Annotated in this window: 19 protein-coding genes; all 19 read left to right on the top strand. The window is 36.7% G+C overall.

Translation table 11 applies throughout. The features are described from left to right. Window positions 1-92 precede the first annotated feature (92 nt). Entirely contained in the window at window positions 93-821 is a 729-nt protein-coding gene (locus tag AEQU1_RS06885) for a type III pantothenate kinase (RefSeq protein WP_111879865.1), read from the top strand. Further along, window positions 821-2,056 (top strand): hypothetical protein, encoded by a 1,236-nt coding sequence (locus tag AEQU1_RS06880; protein WP_111879863.1) that lies wholly within the window; start codon window positions 821-823, stop codon window positions 2,054-2,056. The genes AEQU1_RS06885 and AEQU1_RS06880 overlap by 1 nt, the downstream gene beginning before the upstream one ends. A 19-nt stretch (window positions 2,057-2,075) precedes the next feature. Then, window positions 2,076-3,440 carry a lipopolysaccharide assembly protein LapB gene (locus tag AEQU1_RS06875; protein ID WP_111879862.1) on the top strand — a complete coding sequence of 455 codons (1,365 nt, stop codon included), beginning with the start codon at window positions 2,076-2,078 and terminating at the stop codon, window positions 3,438-3,440. 2 nt (window positions 3,441-3,442) lie between these two features. Then, window positions 3,443-4,018 carry an LPS export ABC transporter periplasmic protein LptC gene (gene lptC / locus AEQU1_RS06870; RefSeq protein ID WP_111879860.1) on the top strand — a complete coding sequence of 192 codons (576 nt, stop codon included), beginning with the start codon at window positions 3,443-3,445 and terminating at the stop codon, window positions 4,016-4,018. A gap of 248 nt (window positions 4,019-4,266) precedes the next feature. Beyond that, window positions 4,267-5,520: a hemolysin family protein gene (locus tag AEQU1_RS06865; protein ID WP_181566727.1), complete on the top strand. Its 1,254-nt coding sequence runs from the start codon at window positions 4,267-4,269 to the stop codon at window positions 5,518-5,520. 89 nt (window positions 5,521-5,609) lie between these two features. Beyond that, complete coding sequence (locus tag AEQU1_RS06860) at window positions 5,610-7,727, top strand: peptidylprolyl isomerase (protein ID WP_111879855.1); 2,118 nt, start codon at window positions 5,610-5,612, stop codon at window positions 7,725-7,727. Between the two features lie 135 nt (window positions 7,728-7,862). After that, complete coding sequence (locus AEQU1_RS06855; RefSeq protein WP_181566726.1) at window positions 7,863-8,768, top strand: tryptophan 2,3-dioxygenase family protein; 906 nt, start codon at window positions 7,863-7,865, stop codon at window positions 8,766-8,768. Between the two features lie 20 nt (window positions 8,769-8,788). Beyond that, a complete protein-coding gene (locus AEQU1_RS06850) occupies window positions 8,789-9,541 on the top strand; it encodes a DUF481 domain-containing protein (RefSeq protein WP_111879853.1) in 753 nt (250 codons plus the stop codon). Window positions 9,542-9,652: 111 nt separating this feature from the next. After that, on the top strand, window positions 9,653-9,991 hold the full coding sequence (locus AEQU1_RS06845) for an arsenosugar biosynthesis-associated peroxidase-like protein (protein WP_111879852.1): 339 nt from the start codon (window positions 9,653-9,655) through the stop codon (window positions 9,989-9,991). Between the two features lie 244 nt (window positions 9,992-10,235). Further along, window positions 10,236-11,312, top strand: a complete 1,077-nt coding sequence (gene arsS / locus AEQU1_RS06840; protein WP_111880030.1) for an arsenosugar biosynthesis radical SAM (seleno)protein ArsS — start codon at window positions 10,236-10,238, stop codon at window positions 11,310-11,312. Between the two features lie 59 nt (window positions 11,313-11,371). Further along, entirely contained in the window at window positions 11,372-12,064 is a 693-nt protein-coding gene (locus AEQU1_RS06835) for a DUF2064 domain-containing protein (RefSeq protein ID WP_111879850.1), read from the top strand. A gap of 64 nt (window positions 12,065-12,128) precedes the next feature. After that, window positions 12,129-15,335, top strand: coding sequence for a SusC/RagA family TonB-linked outer membrane protein (locus AEQU1_RS06830; RefSeq protein ID WP_111879849.1), 3,207 nt, complete (start codon window positions 12,129-12,131; stop codon window positions 15,333-15,335). Window positions 15,336-15,345: 10 nt separating this feature from the next. After that, on the top strand, window positions 15,346-16,788 hold the full coding sequence (locus AEQU1_RS06825; RefSeq protein ID WP_111879847.1) for a SusD/RagB family nutrient-binding outer membrane lipoprotein: 1,443 nt from the start codon (window positions 15,346-15,348) through the stop codon (window positions 16,786-16,788). A 33-nt stretch (window positions 16,789-16,821) separates the two neighbouring features. After that, window positions 16,822-18,156, top strand: coding sequence for a sodium:solute symporter (locus tag AEQU1_RS06820; protein WP_111879845.1), 1,335 nt, complete (start codon window positions 16,822-16,824; stop codon window positions 18,154-18,156). After that, complete coding sequence (locus AEQU1_RS06815) at window positions 18,141-18,968, top strand: metallophosphoesterase (protein WP_111880028.1); 828 nt, start codon at window positions 18,141-18,143, stop codon at window positions 18,966-18,968. Before AEQU1_RS06820 ends, AEQU1_RS06815 begins: the two co-directional genes overlap by 16 nt. Before the next feature lie 55 nt (window positions 18,969-19,023). Further along, window positions 19,024-19,524: a rhodanese-like domain-containing protein gene (locus tag AEQU1_RS06810; RefSeq protein WP_111879844.1), complete on the top strand. Its 501-nt coding sequence runs from the start codon at window positions 19,024-19,026 to the stop codon at window positions 19,522-19,524. A gap of 20 nt (window positions 19,525-19,544) precedes the next feature. Continuing rightward, complete coding sequence (locus AEQU1_RS06805; RefSeq protein ID WP_111879842.1) at window positions 19,545-20,237, top strand: TIGR04282 family arsenosugar biosynthesis glycosyltransferase; 693 nt, start codon at window positions 19,545-19,547, stop codon at window positions 20,235-20,237. A gap of 3 nt (window positions 20,238-20,240) precedes the next feature. After that, window positions 20,241-21,059, top strand: a complete 819-nt coding sequence (locus tag AEQU1_RS06800; protein WP_111879840.1) for a purine-nucleoside phosphorylase — start codon at window positions 20,241-20,243, stop codon at window positions 21,057-21,059. A gap of 31 nt (window positions 21,060-21,090) precedes the next feature. Further along, complete coding sequence (locus AEQU1_RS06795) at window positions 21,091-21,972, top strand: sterol desaturase family protein (protein WP_111879839.1); 882 nt, start codon at window positions 21,091-21,093, stop codon at window positions 21,970-21,972. Window positions 21,973-22,003 lie beyond the last annotated feature (31 nt).

The following is a 22,003-nucleotide window of genomic DNA, read 5'->3' as shown; positions in this document are numbered from 1 at the left end:
AAAAAATAAACGAAGAAAATTTCACCAATTTAATATCCCCTTAACAAAGAGTTGATTAACCAAGTTGTATTTTTAACGCCTTAAATAAAAAAATGAACCTTGTTATTGATGTAGGAAACACACTTGTAAAACTTGGCGTGTTCGATGCTGGAAAGCTTAAGCTTAAAAAAACATGCATCAAGAATGATTTTTTACGGGTGCTTTCTGAGATTTCAGAAGCTTTTCCCGATATTAAATATGCTCTTGTGTCTTCTGTTAGCAATTTTACAGAACACCAAATTTCAAAGTTACAACAACGGTATAACGTTTCACTTCTTGATCATCATACTAAAGTCCCATTTATAAATAAATATGAAACTCCCCAGACTTTGGGTGTAGACCGTATTGCATTAATAAGTGCGGCTACTGAACAATATCCCAAAAAAAATATTTTAGTTATAGATGCCGGCACTTGTATTACCTATGATTTTTTGTCTTCGGAAAACGAATATTTAGGAGGGGCAATCTCTCCAGGTATTTCGTTGCGTTATAAATCCTTAAATACGTTTACCGAAAAATTACCGTTACTTGATGCAATGAACACACAATTGTTGACTGGAAACAGCACAACAACTTCCATGCATTCTGGAATTATAAATGGAGTATTATACGAAATGGATGGATTTATTGAAGCCTATAAAAAAAAATACAACAATTTAACAGTTATTTTAACAGGAGGCGACGCACATTTTTTGCTAGATAGTATAAAAAATGACATCTTTGCCAACTCAAATTTTTTACTAGAAGGATTGAACCATATTTTAGAATATAACAAACATTGATGTTTAGACAAATAATAGTCGGTTTATTTATACTTATTGGAGGTGTTGCAGTGGCTCAAGAAGGAACTACATCTCCTTATTCTTTTTATGGTATTGGAACCTTAAAATTTCGCGGAACTGTTGAAAACAGACTCATGGGTGGAATTGGCGTATTCTCAGACAGCATACACCTTAACCTTCAAAACCCAGCATCCTACGCAGGATTGCAGCTGGTTAACTTTTCGGTGGGTGGTAGCCATAAGGCCTCTACTCAAAAAAACGAATCGGAAAGCCAAAACACTTCAGCAACAACTCTAGACTATATTTCTATGGGAATTCCTATGGGAAAATTAGGTATGGGTTTCGGGGTGATACCCTACACTTCAGTGGGTTATGATTTTTATTCGGAAGTGCCTGATGGACTTACACAATATTCAGGAAGCGGAGGTTTAAACAAAGCTTATCTTTCTGCCGGATACCAAGTGACCCCTGAATTAAGTGTGGGTATAGATGCCAATTATAATTTTGGGAAAATAGAAAACACAACAACTACACAAAAGGATACCGAACTGGGAACCCAAACCTACAACCGATCCGAGATTTTGGGCTTTAGTTTTAACTTTGGAGCTCTCTATAAAAAAATGATTTCTGATAATTTGGAACTCACAGGATCTGTAACCTATACACCGGGAACCAGTTTCACTTCCGCAAACTCTCGAAAAATATCTACCGTAAGTATAATTTCGGCAGGAATCTTTCCTGTAGATGAAAGAGATGTTCCGGTTGCAGACACAGATTTTACTTTCCCATCACAATTTACAATTGGCGCGGGTATTGGAAAACCAAAATATTGGGGTTTAGGTGGTGAATATACAAATCAGAAAACCAGTAATTTCACAAATCGATCTGCTAATATTGATAATATAATCTATAAAAACGCTTCAAAATACCGCCTTGGGGGCTATTATATTCCAAATTATAATTCTTTTGGAAATTACTTTAAAAGAGTGGTTTACAGAGCTGGTGCGCGGTATGAACAAACAGGCCTTAACGTAGATGGGCAAGACATTAACGAGTTTGGCATATCTTTTGGAGTAGGTTTACCCGTAGGCCGATTATTCTCTAATATGAATTTAGGTATTGAAATAGGAAGCCGCGGAACAACCGATTTTGGTTTGATAAAGGAGAACTTTTTTAATACATTCTTAAGTTTTTCATTAAACGACCGTTGGTTCGAAAAAAGATTATACGATTAATACCATTAACATAAATACCATGAAAACAAAATTTGTCCTATTATTCACAATTCTACTACTTTCATTCTCTGGAAAATCTTTTGCTCAGGCGCCAGATGATTGTGCAATTTCATTATCCTATTTTACAGAACCAGCTAAAATAAAAAACTATGAAGCTGCTCTTCCTTATTATGAAAAACTTATAAAAGAATGCCCAAATTATAATTTAGCCATCTATCAATATGGTGTAAAAATGTTTGAGTATTTCATTGAAGAGAAAGGTGATAAAAGCAAAATAAATGACCTTATCCTGGCTTACCAATTACGTTTGCAAAACTTCCCAGAGCAAACTAAGGAAGGCGATGTACTCTTAACAATTGCGCAAATAAAATTTGACAATAACATTGGCTCAAAAGCGGAGCAATTTAAAGCTTTTGATGAAGCTTTCACTAAATATCCCGAAGACTTCACCAGCGGAAAAAGCTTATATACTTACTTTTCTCTAGCGGTAGATTTACATAATAGTGGTGAAAAAGACCTTCAAGAAATCTTTAATCTCTATGATGTTGTAATTTCAAAAATTGATACTGAAAAGAACAGTCTTGCTGCAAAACTTACTCCTTTAATGGATAAAGAAGAAGCTGGCACAGCATTTACAGATAAAGAACAACGTGCAAAAGATGTTTACGAAAATAATCTTGGCGTATACGGAACTGTTGAAGAAAGTGTAAATGGTAAATTGGGTCAACTGGCAGATTGTCCAAACCTTATTCCTCTTTATGAAAAAGATTACGAAGAGAAAAAGAACGATATTGATTGGATCAAATCAGCTAGTAATAGACTTGACGCTAAAGATTGTGACAGCCCATTGTCAAACAAATTAGCCGTTCGTCTTCATGAGTTGGAGCCAAGTTCTACTTCTGCATACTTATTGGGTAAACAAGCCGAAGCTGAAGGTAAAGCTTCAAAAGCTTTGGAATACTTTAACCAAGCGGCCGACCTAGAAAAAGACAATTCTAAAAAAGCAAGAATCTATTATAGTATTGCTGAGAACTACCGTAAAAAGGGAAGTTTTGGAACTGCAAGAAACTATTACAATAAAATGCTTGATGTAAAACCATCTGCAGGTATTGCTTACTACAAAATAGGCGCAATGTATGCTGACAGCGCAAACAATTGTGGAAACACTGTGTTCGAAAAAAGAGCAATGTACTGGTTAGCTGCAGATATGATGGACAAAGCTGCACGTGTTGATGGTACTGTAGCAGGAAATGCTAGAGCAGCCGCAAGTTCTTATAGAGCTCGTGCTCCACAGAAAAGTGATATCTTTTCTGAAGGAATGGCTGGCAAAACCATTACCTTTAACTGTTGGGTTGGCGGAAGCGTAAGAGTTCCTAACTTATAAGAATGTACACCAATATAAATATGTTTAAAAGCGTGATGGCACTGGTATTTGCCATCACGCTTTTTGCATGTGAAAGCAATTATCAAAACGTAAAAAAACTCAGCCTTTCTGACGGAGCACCCATTGCAGAAGGCAAAGACATCAACTTTAAATACACAGATTCCGGAAAATTGGTTACCAACCTCCTTGCCGCTAAATTGCTTGATTATTCAAATCTAGAATTTCCTTACAAAGAATTTCCAAAAGGAATAGAAGTACTTTTTTGGGATGAAAACGGAAAAAAAAGTACCGTTAATTCAGATTATGCCATTCAGTATGACAATACGGGGTTAGTTGATTTGAGAGATAATGTAGTTTTGGTTACTGCAGATAGCGTTGTTTTAAAAGCCAATCAACTCTATTGGGATCAAAAGAACAAATGGGTATTTACAGACCAACCATACCAAATTAAATTTAAGGACGGCTCCTATAACGATGGAGCAAGGTTTGATGGCAATCAAGATTTCACTATCTTTTTATCCAGAAAAAATCAAGGAGTCCAACTAATCGATAAAAATAAAATAGAGGATGTTAAGTAAAGTGTATCGTTTTTTTGAATATGCATATCTGGTTATTGCAGTATTTTTTGCCTATGAAGCAGTAAACAACTGGACCTCTGAAAGAAACCGGGCTTATTTATTTATCTTTTTTGTAGTTGTTGCTATCTTTATGTTTTTCTTTAAGAGAAATTTCAGAAAGAAAATGGAAGAACGGAATAATAATTAGTTCAAAGTTAAGGTTTTAGAAACCTCAATTACAAAATAACTTATAACTAATAACTCATAAATTGGATTATAGCATCATAATCATACTAACAATGCTCATTCTCTCAGCCTTTTTTTCGGGGATGGAGATTGCGTATGTTTCTTCAAATAAAATACACATTGAAATTGAAAAGAAACAAAACAATTTCTTGGCAGGCATTCTTAAAAAGATAACCAAACGTCCTTCAAAATTTATAGCCACTATGCTCGTGGGCAACAATATTGCCCTAGTTATTTATGGCTTTTTTATGGGCGACCTTTTAATGGAGTACATCCCATTGGCTGGTTTTAGTGGTCTTTTGTTACAAACCATAATTTCTACACTAATTATATTGATGACTGCTGAATTCCTTCCAAAGGTTTTCTTTCAAATCTACGCCAACAGTTTAGTGAAAATATTTGCCGTTCCAGCCTATTTTTTCTATGTGCTTTTTTCATTGATTTCCGAATTTATTATTTGGATTTCAGACTTAGTGCTAAAACTAATTTTTAAATCTGAAGGTGATACCGTTCAACTTACTTTCAGCAAACTGGAACTTGGAAATTACATTTCGGAACAAATGGAAATTGCCGAAACCAAAGAGGAAATGGATTCCGAAATACAGATATTCCAAAATGCATTGGATTTTTCTGAAGTGAAATCGCGAGAAGCCATGATTCCCCGAACAGAAGTTGTAGCTGTAGATATTGACACTACCCCAAAAGAATTGGCCAAAATTTTTACAGAGACTGGTCTTTCCAAAATATTGATCTATAAAGAAAACATAGACGACATTCTAGGCTATGTCCATTCCTTTGAGCTTTTCAGAAAACCTGCCAACCTCAAAAAGGTTTTAATGCCTGTGGTTTTCGTACCGGAAACGATGTTGGCAAAAGATGTACTAAATATTCTCAGCAAAAAAAGAAAAAGTATCGCCGTGGTGATTGACGAATATGGCGGAACAAGTGGTATCATTACTGTTGAAGATATTATTGAAGAACTTTTTGGAGATATAGAGGACGAGCATGACAGTATCGCGCTTATTGAAGAAGATTTAGGAACCGGACACTATAAATTTTCAGCCCGTTTAGAGGTAGATTATCTTAATGAAGCCTACAAACTTAATCTTAAAGAAAGCGAAAACTACGAAACCCTTGGTGGACTTATCGTAAATCACACCGAAGAAATTCCAGATCAGGGCGAAACCGTTGAAATTGAGAATTTTCTATTTACAATTCTTGAGGTTTCAAGCACAAAAATTGAACTAGTTGAAGTAAAAAACATCTCTGAAGATTAGATTTTCAATTATTCCTCACTTTTTTTGATTTACTTTTTTATTAATGAGATGAAAATGCTATTTTCGCCACCTATAAATTTGAACATCAAATGGCAATTTTAAACAGTATTAGAAAAAGAGGGATATTTCTTATCCTAATTATTGCATTGGCTCTTTTCGCCTTTATCTTAAGCGACGTCTTGACAAAAGGCAGTAGCGGCCCAAAAGGGCAGGATAACATTGCCACAGTAAATGGCACAGATATTTCCAGACAAAGTTTTATGGAAGAAGTGGAAGTCACACAACGCAATATGGGGCCAAATTCCAATGCCACACAAGCTATGAATATGGTTTGGGACAGAGAACTTCGCCGTGTAATTATGGATGAACAGATTGAAAAAGCTGGTATCACTGTTGAAAAAGCACAAATAGACAACGCTCTTAAAACTTCATTGGCCAGTAATCCTACCTTCCTAAACGAAGCTGGACAGGTTGATGACGGTAAAATCCAAGAATATATCGCTAGCATAAAAGCATCTTCTCCAGAAATGTACAAGCAATGGCTAACTTTTGAAGAAAATACTGCAAGCAACGTACTTCAGGCTACCTATTACAATATGATTAAAGGTGGTTTACGCACCACAATCGCGGAAGGCGAACAAGAATATCATTTTCAAAATGACAATATAAATTTCAACTTTGTTTTATTGCCTTACAGTAAAATTGCTGATGAGGAAGTAAAAGTTTCTGATGATGAAATTAAAAAATATGTAGCAGCGCATAAAAATGATTTTCAGGTAGAGGCGCAGGCAGATATGCAATATGTATTTTTCTCTGAACAACCATCAGAGGTAGACGTTAATGCAGCCAAAACAGCTACAAATGTTTTGCTTGACAATAAAGTAGAATTCAACCAAGACACAAAAGCTAATGACACTATTTTAGGCTTTAGGAATACAAAAAATTACGAAGAATTTGTAAATGTAAATTCAGACGTACCCTACTTCGATCGTTGGATGTTTAAAAAAGAACTTCTCCAAACTGTTGCAGATACGCTTATCAACCTTAATCAAGGTGACATATACGGACCTTTCAAAGTAGATAACACATTCTATCTTTCTAAAGTTCTTGAAACTAAAAAATTGCCAGACTCTGCTGAATCAAAACATATTTTAATCCGTTATGTTGGCACTATGCGTGCTCCTGAAACCGTAACCAGAACTAAAGAGGAAGCTCAAAAATTGGCTGATAGTATTTTAGGCGTTGTTAAAAAGGACAAAACTAAATTTGCAACACTTGCTACAGAATTTTCTGATGACAGCTCTAAAGATAACGGCGGGGATCTTGGAAGCTCAACACCAGGAAGAATGGTACCTCCATTTGACAAATTTATTTTTAATAATCCAGAAGGCACTATTGGTCTTGTAGAGACTGATTTTGGATTCCACGTTGTTCAAGTTGGCAAACAATCAGAGCCTAAAAAAGCAATTAAACTCGCTACAGTTGTAAAAACAATTGAGCCTTCAGAGAAAACAATCAACCAAGTATTTTCAGACGCTTCAAAATTTGAAGTTGCGGCAGATAAAGGTAACTTTGATGAATTGGCAAAAGCTCAAAACCTTGAGATAAAACCCGTTAATAAGCTAGGAAATATGGATGCCAATATTCCTGGAATAGGTGCTAACCGCACCATTGTTAACTGGGTGTTCAATGAAGACACCAAAGTAGGTGACACTAAGCGTTTCAGCGTGACCGATGGTTATGTTATCGCTCAGGTTACAAATAAAAACCCTAAAGGTTTAATGAGTGCTGCCGATGCTTCCGCTACTGTAACGCCTATTTTGCGTAACGAGAAAAAAGCTGCGAAAATTCGTGAATCTATTTCTGGAACAACCCTTGAAGAAATTGCAAAAAACCAAAATGTATCTGTACAAACCGCTTCAGAAGTGAGTATGTCAAATCCAATTATTCTAGGAGCTAACAACGAACCTAAAGTTGTTGGTATTGCTTTTGGAACAAAACCTGGGGAAACCACACAATTAATCGATGGAAAAAGCGGGGTATTCAAATTAAAAACAACAGCCTTCAATCCAGCGCCAAAACTTGAATCGTATGTTAATTATGCGAACCAAATGAGCACCAAGGCAATTCCTGCTGCTCAAAGTGCAGTTTATAATGCCTTAAAAAAGCAAGCCGATATTGAAGATAATCGCGCTACTTTTTATTAATAGCTTAAAAACATTACAATTAAAGCCTTGTTATAAATTTATAACAAGGCTTTTTCTTTGAAACTCATTTCAGAATACTTTAGAAAACAGAAAATAACCCTTATTTTTAAAGGGTATTTTTTTAAATAAAATAAAATGATCAACGACGAAATTATAAAAGCACTTGATGACAAATATGTTAACCTTGGTGAAAACCCGGAAACTTATCTAAACGGGCTTTTACAAGCCAAACCAATCACCTATTGGGACTATATTCAAGTGGACACGTTGCTTACCCTTCAAAAAACTCGGACTGATTTTAAGGATGAGGAAATATTTGTAATGTATCATCAAGTTACTGAGCTCACCTTGAAAATGATGATTCACGAAATAAAACAACTTTCTGAAGGAGAAAACCTTCCCGAAGAAATTTGGTTGACAAAATTAGATCGATTAAAAAGATACACCCGAATGCTCATTACCAGTTTCGATATTATGAAAGATGGCATGAGTTATGAAGACTATAACATTTTTCGAGCCACCCTTACGCCAGCAAGTGGTTTCCAAAGTGCACAGTTTAGAATATTGGAACTTTACAGTACGAGGCTTAAAAATCTCATAAATTCCGAAGGAAAGGAAAGATTGTCGCAAAATCCAACTACAGATGATTATTTTAAACATATTTATTGGAAGGATGCTGGATTAAACCGCAAAACTGGAAAGATTACGCTCACGCTAAAACTTTTCATTGAAAAATATGAAAATGATTTTAAGAATCTATCAGAGAAAATAAAAGGAAAAACCCTTGAAGAACGGGTTGCCCAAATGGAAAATCCCTCAAAAGAACTAAAAGAAAAACTACAACAATTTGATCATTTCTACAACGTAGCTTGGCCTCTGGTACATTTAGAAACCGCAAATCATTATTTAAACAGTAAGGGAGAAAACAAAACTGCTACCGGCGGTTCTGAATGGAAAAAATACCTGCATCCAAAATATCAGCAACGCAAGTTTTTCCCTGAATTATGGACGGAAGAAGAAATTGCTAATTGGGGCGAATAGCAAATCAATTTTTATAAATAATGAAATATTTTATTGCGCTTATTATAACTTTTGCTTCATTAAATGTTCAAACACAAATTCTCAATGCAGAGTCTCTAAGAAAAGTAACTGACACTTCGGGGTTTTCTGGTTCAGCAAGTATTGATTTTTCTTTAAAACGAGATGTGAATGATTATCTTAGTGCTAGTTCTAGCCTTCACGTTCAATATAAGATGAAAAGGCATTTGGTATTGTTGAAAAACGATATAGAGTTTCAAAAAATAGAAGGCAACCAATTTGAAAATGCAGGCATAGCACATCTGCGTTACAACTATCGTTTTCTTCCACGTATTGCCTGGGAAGTTTTTACACAGGCACAATACAACAAGCTGTCAAAAATAGAATTAAGAGCACTTGTGGGTACAGGACCTCGATTTAAATTGACCTCTTCAGAAAAATTTAAAATCTATCTCGGCACCCATATAATGTACGAATATGAAGAACTCAACGATGGCATTACCCCTATCCAAAGGGGTTTTAGAAGTACTTCCTATCTTTCCTTCAGCTTATACCCTACAAAAACCTTAAGTATTATCAGCACCACCTATTATCAACCTAAAATAGAGGATTTTGGAGACTACCGCGTTTCCAATCAAAGCTCTCTTCTAATTGATGTTTTTAAAAATTTCGATTTCAAGACTTCCTATACCTTTATCTACGATGAAACTCCTGCAATCGGAATTCCAAATTCACAGTATAATCTTGAAAGTGGGTTTGTTTATTCTTTTGACTAAAAGTTTAAAAAGTTTCGTAAGCAATTTTCTTTTTGAAAGACTACTTCCCTATATTTACCATTATTGAAAACCAAAATCACTTCAATTTCGTAACTATAAACAAAACCAACTATGGCCTCCCATAATTATTATGATCCTGCTGACCTCAAAAAATTTGGAAACATAACCGAATGGAGCAAAGAGCTCGGCGATAAATTTTTTGATTACTACGGAAAAGTCTTTGAAGAAGGCGCACTAACAGCTCGTGAAAAAGCTTTGATTGCCCTAGCTGTAGCTCACACAGAACAATGCCCTTATTGCATCGATGCTTACACAAAAGACACATTACAACGAGGTGTTACAAAAGAACAAATGATGGAAGCCATCCATGTGGGCGCGGCAATAAAAAGTGGGGCAACCCTTGTTCATGGTGTAATGATGATGAACAAAGTAAATAAACTTGAAATGTAAAAACTAGTTTTACTAGCTATTTAATCAAATAAAGTGATGAAAAAAAAAGGTAATTTAATCTTACTTTCTATAGGACTGTTATTTAATGCAGCGGTACTCCTACTTTCACATTATACTAAACTGCCAGATTTTGTTATGGGAAGTTTAATGGGAATAGGCATCGGCATAATGTTGCTTTTTGTTATTAGAAGAAGACGAGCAGCCTAAATTTATTTTTGCCCAAATTTCAATTGAAAAAACTTTTATGCTAAAAGAAAAAAACAAGAAACAACAATCCCTTCATAAACGTCACAGCGAACTTGCAGTGGCAAATAAACAACTCGAAAAACTTTCCAACGGTATTTTTGCTAGCGGGGAACTTCCCACTTTTTCTGAAAAAATAAAGGAAACAGATCAATTTCCGCTTCGGCCTAATAAACTGGAAATCCTCCAAATAAACGTTGGCTATATGTGCAATCAAGTGTGCGAGCACTGCCACGTAGATGCCGGACCGGACCGAAAAGAAATAATGACTCGGGAAACGATGATGCAATGTCTGGAAGTTATAAAAACTACTGGCGCACATACCTTAGATCTTACGGGCGGCGCACCAGAAATGAACCCAGATTTCCGTTGGTTTGTAGATGAAGCAAGCAAAGCAGGTATCAAGGATTTTATCGTTCGTAGCAATCTGACTATCATTCGCGCCAATAAAAAATATTACGATCTACCAGACTTTTTCAAAAGCCATAACGTGCATGTGGTAAGCAGCATGCCACACTGGACCCGCGGAAAAACAGATAAGCAAAGAGGCGAAGGCGTTTTTGACCTATCAATTAAAGCTTTGCAGGAATTAAACGCAGTAGGTTACGGAATGCCAGATAGCGATTTGCGATTAGATTTGGTTTACAATCCCAGCGGCGCTTTTTTACCGGGTAATCAAGCCAGCCTGGAAAAGGAATTTAAACATGCTTTACTTGAAGATTTTGGTATTCATTTTCACAATCTATTTGCCATTACCAACCTTCCCGTTTCCAGATTTTTGGATTATTTGATTGCTTCGGAAAACTATGAGGATTATATGTATTCCTTGGTGGAGGCTTACAATCCTGCCGCAGTTAAAAATGTAATGTGCCGAAATACCATTTCTATTAGTTGGGACGGCTATCTGTACGATTGTGATTTCAACCAAATGCTAGAACTGAAGGTTGCGAGTAAAATTCAACACATTTCAGAATATAACGAAGCTGTTTTAAACGACAGAAAAATAATAATTTCACAGCATTGCTATGGCTGTACTGCCGGCGCTGGAAGTAGTTGCCAAGGTGCCGTTGCGGAGTAAGCTGTAAGTAAAATAATTAAACATTCGTTACCTAGAACATTGTAATTGATTATTGAACATTGAAAATCAAAAAGACCGCCATATTAATTTTTGCGAATTCAGCCCAACAAGAGGCTGTCAATAAACCTTTCAGCAAATCTTCGGTGCTTTTTGATGAACTAAATAAAAAGACACTTCAAAAAGTAAAACGAAGCGGATTGCCCTATTTTCTTTTTTCCGAAGAAGAACAGAAAGGTGCCACTTTCGGCGAAAGATATACCAATGCCATTCAGTTTGTATACGACCAAGGTTTTGAAAATGTAATTACCGTTGGGAATGATACACCCCAGCTTCAAACACGACAATTGGTTGAAACTGCTGAAAAACTGGAAAAGAACCCAATTATTTTAGGACCTTCAAAAGATGGTGGTTATTATATGATGGGATTGAACAAATCTCAGTTTAGCGTTGAAACATTTTTAAAACTTCCGTGGCAAACTTCACAATTGACGAAGCATATTTCGCGCTTGCTCACCGCCAAGAAGGTCAAGATTGTTTTTCTGAAAATACTAAATGACATTGATTCCATTTCCGATATAAAATCAGTTTTAAACGGTTTCAGAAATATTGGTTTTACCCTTAAACAAATTCTAATTTCCCTATTTTCTTCGGAAAATAATACAATTTCTTATTCGCCTTCTTTCTTTCAAAACACTTCGGAAGAAATAAATTTCAACAAAGGCTCTCCCCTATTGCTTCCTATTTTGAATTAGTCAAAGCTTTTCTTCTTCTGAAGAATTCTGCTAAAAAACCATTCTTTTAACCAACTAATTTTTTATGAAGCATATATACTTATGCATATTGCTGTTGTTTTCTATTTGCAGCTACGCCCAAACCACAATTACTGGAACAGTAATCTCAGCGGTTGATGATACCACCGTTCCGTTTGTAACCATACAAGCGAGCAATGGCAAGGCAACAATCACCGATGAAAATGGAAAGTATATTATTTCCGTTTCTGAAAATGATAAACTAAAATTTTCTGCAATTGGTTATGCAACGCAAACCGTTTCGGTTGAAAACAGAACGAGAATCGACGTTATATTGACCGAATCGACTACTAGTCTTGACGAAGTTGTAGTTACGGCACTTGGCGTAAAACGTGAATCAAAGGAATTGGGCTATACCGTCCAAACATTAAAATCTGAAGAAATTTCTGAAGTAAAATCGGTTAATTTTCTCGATAATCTTTCTGGGAAATTGGCTGGTGTTACCATAACGCAAGGAGCAACTGGCGTTGGTTCTTCTTCAAAAATTACCATTCGAGGCGAAGCTTCCTTTTCAAACAACAATCCGCTATTTGTGATTGATGGAACGCCAATCAATAACAATACTGTTTTTAACGTAACAAACGAAGCGGCAGCAGGATTTCAGGAAATAGATTTTGGAAATGGCGCAATGGAAGTAAACCCAGACGATATTGAATCTGTAACCGTTTTAAAAGGCCCAACGGCGGCTGCTCTTTACGGAACACGCGCTGCCAATGGTGTTATTGTAATTGAAACTAAAGATGGCAGTAAAGCCAAGGGAATGGGTATTAGCATAAATACTTCCCTTTTTGTGGACACCGCCTTTAAATTGCCAAAATTTCAAAATGAATACGGACAGGGAAATTCTGGTCAATTTGAATATGTTGACGGACTGGGTGGCGGAACAAATGACTTAATCAGTTATTCGTGGGGTCCGAGGCTAGATTCGGGCAATTTAATTCCGCAATATGATAGTCCTGTTTATTTACCCGATGGTAGTGTGGTTCGTGGGGGCGATACTTCGCTATATGATGGACTGCCAATCACACCTACTCCTTTCGTTTCGCATCCCGATAATTTGAAGGATTTTTATAAGACAGGCACGACATCAATTAATAATATTTCGGTTTCTGACAACTTTGGAAACGGAAATTACCGTCTTTCGTTTACAGATTTGAGAAGCGAATCCATCATTCCCGGTGTAAATCTTGACCGACAAACGATTGCAGCAAATCTTACTTTTCGCCCAACCACTAAAACCGAAATCGCAACTTCCATAAGTTATGTAAATTCAAACAGCGACAACCGTCCATCAAATGGTTACGGTAGCGAAAACGTTAATTACGCTTTGGTAGCTTGGGGTCCACGCTCGTTAAATATTGAAAATATGAAACAATACTGGCAGCCAGGCTTAGAAAATGTGCAACACTATTCCTTCAACTACACATATTTTGACAACCCATATTTCACGTTGCTTGAAAACAGAAACGCTTTTGACCGCGACCGCGTTTTTGGAAATGTTTCCATAAAACAAAATCTTGCGGAACATTTAAGCATTTCTTTGCGAACTGGAATGGATTATTCCTCCGAAAACCGCGAATTTCGAAGAGCTTACAGCAGTAACCGTTTTAAAAATGGAGCTTATGCCGAAAACGACGTTTTATACAGAGAAGTGAACACAGACTTTTTGCTAAACTATAATAATCTCTTTGGAAATTTCTCTTTTGATATTTCTGCTGGAGGAAATAGATTAGACCAAACTGCTTCTACTAAACAATCACAAGCATTGAATTTAGCACAACCCGGAATTTTCAGCTTAAACAATGCGGCATCGCCAATCCAAGTTTTTCAGTATGAATCGCAGAAACGCATCAATTCATTTTACGGGGTTGCAAAATTTGGTTTTAGAGATTTCGCTTATTTAGATATTACAGCGCGCAACGACTGGTCCAGCGCTTTGGCAACACCTTTCTCTGTAGATGGCACTTCGTTCTTTTATCCTTCTGCTTCTTTGAGTTTTATACTTTCGAATGCGGTGAAACTTCCAAGTGCAATTTCCTTTGCGAAACTTCGCGCAAGTATTGCCCAAGTTGGGAACGATACCAGTCCATATCAAACTTCGAGAGCATTTGTTTCACAAACGCCTTATTTGGGGCAACCAACTTTCAGTGACCAAAACTTTATTCCGAATGCAAATTTAAAACCCGAGCAGGTAACTTCCTATGAAGTGGGCGCCGATATTCGCTTTTTTAGAGATAGGCTGAATTTTGACTTTACTTATTACAATGCGCTGACTGAAGACCAAATTATTTCTTTGCCAATTGGAATTTCTTCCGGTTATAACCAGCAAGTTGTTAATGGTGGAAAAGTACGTTCGCAAGGGATAGAATTAGTTGCCGATATAATCCCCATAAAAACTGGTAATTTTAGTTGGAACACTACGTTCAACTTTAGCACAAGCAAAGCAGTTGTGGAAAGTCTGCCGCAAACAGATGGTAGATTGACGCTTGCTTTCAGCAGAATTTATGATAGCGCAGATCAAACCGTTTGGTTTCAAGTGGAAGAAGGTGGCGAAATTGGTGACATCTATGGAACTGGTTATTTAAAAAACGAAAATGGCGATTTCATTCTTACTTCAGAAGGAAGATATATTGCAGACAATACTCTAAAAAAAATAGGAAACTATAACCCAGATTTTATATTGGGCTGGAATAACAATTTCAACTATAAAAACTGGAACCTTGGTTTTTTGTTTGATTTGCACCAAGGAGGCGAATTGGTTTCACGAACCCGTGCTTTAGCAACCGTTAGCGGGCAACTTGCAGAAACAGGTGGTGATCGCAGCGATATCGTGCCGCAAGGTGTTGTGAATATTGGTACAGATGAAAATCCACAGTACGTTCCAAACACTACAGGCGTTTCTGCAGAAAGTTATTATCGCCAGTTTTACGATAGAAACCACGAGGAAAACAATACCTACAATGCTTCCTATTTAAAGCTTCGTCAGTTTTCTATTGGCTATACCTTCAAAACTAAAAAAGATTTTGCGGGTCTTGAAGACGGTGCAGCAATCAATTTTTCTATTATAGGAAGAAATATTTTCGCCATTAGCGACATTCCACATTTCGATCCGGAGCAACTTGCCGTACAAGGAACAGGTTTTGTAAGCGGTGTGGAAGATATGAGCTATGCCTCTACCCGAAGTATCGGATTTAAAGCGGGTCTAACTTTTTAAAAAAACGACGATGAAAAACATTATATATATTTTCGGTTTGGTTTGCCTGCTTATTGCAAGTGGATGTACCAAAGATTTTGAAGAAATAAATACAAATCCAAACGCCCCAAACAGTGTGCAACCAAGCCTTTTGCTCCGCCAAGTAATTTACGATTTTGGAGAGCAAATGAGTTATGAAGGCTTTGTTGCTGGCGATTTACTCTCACAACACAGAACCGCGCTCGACTTCAACTTATTTGACCGTCACGCATTGAAATCACCACAATTGGGCGGGAATCCTTGGCCTGTTTTTTATGTGAACCTTCGCGATAATGAGATTTTACTGAACCAAGCGCAAACCTTACAAACCTATGCTGTTTATGAAGGCCCTGCTCTAATTATGAAAGCCTATATGGCAGCAGGATTGACCGATCTTTTTGGTGATGTTCCATATAGTGAAGCCTTCAACGGCGTGAACGGAACCGTTACTCCTAAATATGATAAACAGCAAGACATCTATTTGGCCGATGGCGGAATTTTGGACAATCTCAATAAAGGTATTGCCGCAATCAACAATTACACCGATGTACTTCCGCTGGAAGGCGATATACTTTTCAACGGTAATTTGGACGGTTGGGTGAAATTTGCAAATTCTTTAAAAATAAAAGCTTTGCTCAGAATTTCAGGAAAAATTGATGTTTCAACACAACTACAAGCAATTTACAGTTCTGGAAATTATATGCAGAGTAATTCTGAAAATGCAATTTTCAATTTTACAAATACAGATCCAAATCGTTTCCGATTGGCAAAGCTTCGGGTTGGTGATTTCAACAATGTTGTTCTTTCAGAAACAATGGAGGATATAATGATTCCTTTAAACGATACTAGAATTACAAAATTTTTCCGTCCTTTTGAAAATTCAACAAACGGCGAATTTAATGGCTTGATAAATGGAATTGACGCATCAAACACTTCCATTAATCTGGCAGATTATTCACTTGCTGGAACAATTTTCAGAGAAGATACTTCCACCCTCGACGCCAACTTTTTGACTGCGTGGGAAACCTATTTAAACTTAGCTGAAGCCGCGCAAAAAGGTTTAATCACTGCAAACGCAAGAGATTTATACGAAACTGGTGTAGCACTTGCTTTTGAATATTGGAATACGCCATTGCCTTCAGATTATTTAAGTGGTCCTGCAGCTTTTGACGCTTCGGGCACAACTCCCGTTCAACAAATTGTTACCCAAAAATGGATAGCAAATATTATAAATGGTTACGAAGGTTGGGTTGAGTATCGCCGAACAGGTTTTCCAATGTTGAAACCTGTTGCCGCAAGTTTAAACAATGGTCTAATTCCCGTAAGAATGCCATATCCTGCAGAAGAACAGGCTTTGAATGCTGATAATTATAACCAAGCCGCTTCAAATACAAACGGAAATAGCATCAATTTTCCAGTTTGGTGGGATGAATAGAAATAAGCTGTAAGCAAAACTAAATTTTTATTAATGAACGTAGAAACCTGGCAATGGGCATTGATAATCGTATCGAGTTTGATACTGTTTTTTCTTTCCCCATTAGCAAAAACAACCGACGAATTTTTTAAGGCAACCCATCGCAAAAAAGCCCCTAGCGCATTTATGCTTACAGGAAGCCTTATCATTTCTTGGATTATGGCAAAAAGCATTACCAATGCCGCCAACCTCGGTCTCGATTTCGGAATTGTGGGCGGCGTTGCTTATGCTGGATATTATTTATCTTTTGCCGTGGCCGGAATTATTATTTATTTTCTCAGAAAAGAAGGTGGTTTCCAGAGTATCCACCACTTTTTAACGAGCCGTTTTGGAAAAGGCGCGATGCGGGTTTTTTCGGTATTAATCGTTATTCGTTTGTTCAACGAAGTTTGGAGTAATACAATGGTAATCGGCACCTATTTTGGCGAACAAGGAAGTTCCGCCTTTTATTGGGCGATACTTGTTTTTACGGCTTTAACGTTAGCTTATGCGATTAAAGGTGGGTTAAGCAGTTCCATTTTTACGGATGTAATTCAAATGGGGCTTTTTGCGATACTGCTTTGTATTATTCTTTGGAAAATATTTTCGGTAGAAAATTTTTCGGTTTCAGAAGTTGCAACTTCGGGAACTTGGAGTTTTGAATTGGGACTTAATTTATTTTTTGCAGCAATAATTCAATCGTTCAGTTATCCTTTTCACGACCCAGTTTTAACGGATCGCGCGTTTTTAAGTTCGCCAAAAACTACATTGAAAAGTTTTTTGTGGGCAACACTGTTCGGAGCGCTTTGCATTGTTCTTTTTAGTGTAATTGGTATTTACGCAAAATCACAAGGAATGGAAGGACAAGCCGCGGTTGAAGTGGGGAAAGCATTTGGTGTAATCATTCTTTTGGTAATAAATTTTATAATGATAACATCAGCAGCTTCTACTTTGGATTCCACTTTTTCTTCGTTTTCAAAATTATTGGCAGTAGATTTAAAATTGGGGAAAAACCTAAGTTTCGGAAGATTATCAATGGTAATTATTGCAATATTGGGTACCATTCCAGTATTTTTGAATGCTGAAATACTTTCCGCAACAACTGTATCAGGAACAATGGTAATTGGGCTAACACCTGTATTTTTATTTTGGAGAGTCAAAGCCCCAAAAGTAAGTTTTTATGCGAGTGTTCTTACGGGAATTGTTTTCGGCTTTATTTTGGTCTTTGAAATTTTTCCAAAGCAACTCATTTTCACAGAAGGCAAATACGCCGACTTACTTTGGGTAAATATTTGGGGGATTGGCTGTTGCATACTTTTATATTTAATACCAACGTGGATAAAAAAATAGAACATAAAAAAAATCTGAAAGGCAAAGTGCTCCTTTTCGGTGGCGTTTACAGCAATCTGCAAGCTTTGGAAAAGCTAAAAAGTATTGCTGAAGAAGAAAATATTTTACCTGAAAATTGTATTTGCACGGGCGATATTGTTGGCTATTGTGCCCAGCCCGAAGAAACTGTTCAACTTTTTAAACTTTGGGGCGCCAAAAGTATTGCCGGAAATGTGGAAATTCAGCTCCGCGAAGGTGCCGAAAATTGTGGGTGCGATTTTAAAGCCGGAGGCAGATGCGACGGATTTTCACAACTATGGTATCCGTATGCGCAAAGCAAACTTTCAAAAAGTTCCTTGGATTTTATGAAAACGCTGCCCGATAATCTTCAGTTTGAACATGCTGGAAAAAAAGTGACCGTTGTACACGGATCCTATTTCAATATTTCGGAATTCATTTTTAAATCGACTCCATGGGAAACGAAATCCAAAAATTTTAAAGCAACCAAAAGCGATGTCATTATTGCAGGTCACTGCGGTCTGCCATTTCATCACATTGAAGAAAACAAAATGTGGTTAAATCCCGGCGTTATCGGCATGCCCGCAAACGACGGCTCGCCTCAGGTTTGGTATATGATTTTGAACGATGAAAAAGAGAAACTCAGTTTTTCCCATCACACAATGGATTATAACTATACGTTGACCAGCAAATTGATGCAAAATGATTTGTTGCCTCAGGAATACGCAAGAACAATAATAACCGGAATTTGGGACAATTGTGAAATACTTCCGCCCATGGAAAGCGGTTGGCAGGGTTTTGGCATTCCTTTATAAAACATTCCGCCCTTTGACTCCGCTCAGGATAAACTGAAGTGGGAATATCAATCTTATGAAACAAAAAACAATTTTCTTTCTTCTATTATTAATCGCAGCGAACAGCTTCGCCCAAAAAAATATGGGCGAACTTCTGCAGACCTATAACACGCGAAGCATTCCATATATTTCTGTAGAAGAATTGCGAATGTTACAAATGAATGATTCTGTAGTAATTTTGGATTCACGTGAGCCGAACGAATTTAACGTAAGCCATATTGCTTCCGCGAAAAATGTTGGTTTTAACGATTTTTCTTTGGAAGAAAAACAACTTCAAAAACTAAAGAAAAACGCTCCAATAATTGTTTATTGTTCTGTTGGAATTCGTTCTGAACAAATTGGTGAAAAACTAAAAAAAGCTGGGTTTACCAATGTCAAAAATCTTTACGGCGGTATCTTTGAATGGAAAAACAAAGATTATCCGGTTATTGATTCTACAGGAATTGAAACGGAAAATGTGCATACCTTTTCAAAAATGTGGAGTAAATATTTACACGCTGGGAATCCAATATATTAAATTGAATTATTACTAAAAAAATGGGCTTACTTTCCTCAAAAGACACAAGCGGCGATAATGAAATGGCATTCGACTTTCATTTTCCCACTTCAAAAAAGGCACTGATTATTTTTACCCGAAACCCTGAATTGGGTAAAGTGAAAACGCGTTTGGCAAAATCTGTCGGCGATGAAAGTGCTTTGAAAATCTATAAATTTCTACTTAAGCATACGGTAGAAATAACAGAAAAATTAAACGTAGACAAATACGTTTTTTATTCTGAAAATATTCACCGTGACGATATTTGGAACCCTGATAGTTTCAGAAAAAAATTGCAAAATGGCGCTGATTTGGGCGAACGAATGGAAAATGCATTTTCAGAAATCTTCGGAATGGGTTATGAAAAAGCAATTATTATTGGCAGCGATATGTTCGATTTAAATAAAAAAGATATTGAAACTGCTTATGACGCACTTGAAACAACTCCTTTTGTAATTGGTCCCGCAACTGATGGTGGCTATTATCTATTGGGAATGAAGGAACTCAATTCTGAAATTTTTCAAAATAAAGCTTGGGGCACCAGTGCCGTTTTGGAAGCTACTTTGAACGATTTAAAAGATAAAAAATACCTACTACTCGATGAAAGAAACGATGTAGACTATTACGAAGACATAAAAAATGTGGACGCTTTTCAGCAATTTCTGCCACCTTATTTAGACAACAACTTTTTATAAATTATGAGCACTACAAAATATATTGAGCAAGCTGCAGACTATTTAAAACAACGCGGATTTGATAATCCCGAAGTCGGAATTATTCTCGGTACCGGTCTGGGCAAAATCGTAGAAAAGTTGGAGATTGAAAGCGAAGTTAGCTATAATCACATACCAAATTTCCCAACAGCGACAGTTGAATTTCACAAAGGGAAACTTATTTATGGCACTTTGGAAGGAAAAAAAGTTGTGGTTATGCAAGGTCGCTTTCACGTCTATGAAGGTTATTCGCTTCGTGATGTTACATTTCCTGTACGAGTAATGCATATTTTGGGAATAAAACAATTGCTGGTAAGCAACGCTTCGGGTGCAGTAAACCTAAACTTCAAAAAAGGAGAAATTATGCTTATTGATGATCATATCAATTTACAGGGCAGCTCTCCCCTCGCCTTTCGCGGAGTTGAAAAAATGGGCGAACGCTTTGTGGATATGAGCGCACCTTATGATACAGAAATGAATAAGAAACTGGAACAAATTGCTTCAGAAAAAAATATAACGCTGCACAAAGGTGTTTATGCTAGTGTTGTGGGTCCGCAATTGGAAACACGGGCGGAATACAGATATTTAAAATTAATAGGCGCAGATGCCGTTGGGATGAGTACTGTACCAGAAGTAATTGTTGCAAATCATTTAAAGCTTCCCGTTTCGGCAGTTTCAGTGTTGACGGATGAATGTGATCCAGAAAATCTAAAACCTGTGGATATTGCCGATATTATCGCTTCTGCGGAAAAAGCAGAACCAGATATGATTGTTCTGTTTACTGAGTTGATAAAGCAGTTGTAAACAAACTCGTATTATTGCGACAAAATAAACATTGGAAAAATACTTCGAAATATTCAAAAATTCCTATAGTGGTTACTTCAATTATTTATGGAGCGAAATAACCAGTTTCCATTGGGAAAATTATTTCTATGGCCTGATTATATTATCTCTTTTAGTTTGGATTTTGGAGCTACTATTTCCGTGGCGAAAGAACCAAAAAGTCTTCCGAAAGGATTTTTGGCTGGACACTTTTTATATGTTCTTCAATTTTTTTCTACTGAATTTAATTGTGCTTATTTTCCTATCCAATGCGACGGAAACATTGTTCAATGATTTATTAGGATTTATTGGTTTGAATATTTCAGATTTTCAATTAATTAATTTGAATACACTTCCCTTTGGGCTAGGGCTTGTAGTTTTTTTCTTGGTTACAGATTTTGTTCAGTGGAACACGCATCGCTTGCTCCACCGAGTTCCATGGCTTTGGAATTTTCATAAATTGCACCATTCTGTTAAGGAAATGGGCTTTGCCGCACATCTTCGCTACCATTGGATGGAACCCGTTGTTTACAAATCTTTGCTTTACATTCCATTAGCAATTATTGGCGGTTTTGACGTTGAAGCAGTTGCAATAGTTCATTTCTCAGCGCTTGCTATTGGGCATTTAAATCACGCTAATATTGGATGGGATTATGGAATATTCAAATATGTGTTCAACAATCCTAAAATGCACATCTGGCACCACGCTAAAATTTTGCCAAAACATGCACAATATGGCGTTAATTATGGAATTAGTTTGAGCCTTTGGGATTACCTTTTCAAAACAAATCACATCCCCTATAATGGCCGTGACATTGAGCTGGGCTTTGATGGAGATGAAAATTTTCCAAAGAATTTTATGGAACAGGAGCTTTATCCAATCAAAACCAAATAATGAAATGTTTCGTAGATATTAGAAACTTAAA

Origin of the sequence: Aequorivita sp. CIP111184 (assembly GCF_900489465.1) — a bacterium.
Classification (GTDB): domain Bacteria; phylum Bacteroidota; class Bacteroidia; order Flavobacteriales; family Flavobacteriaceae; genus Aequorivita.
Note: the sequence above shows the minus strand (reverse complement) of the source record. Positions and strands in the feature narration are given on the sequence as shown.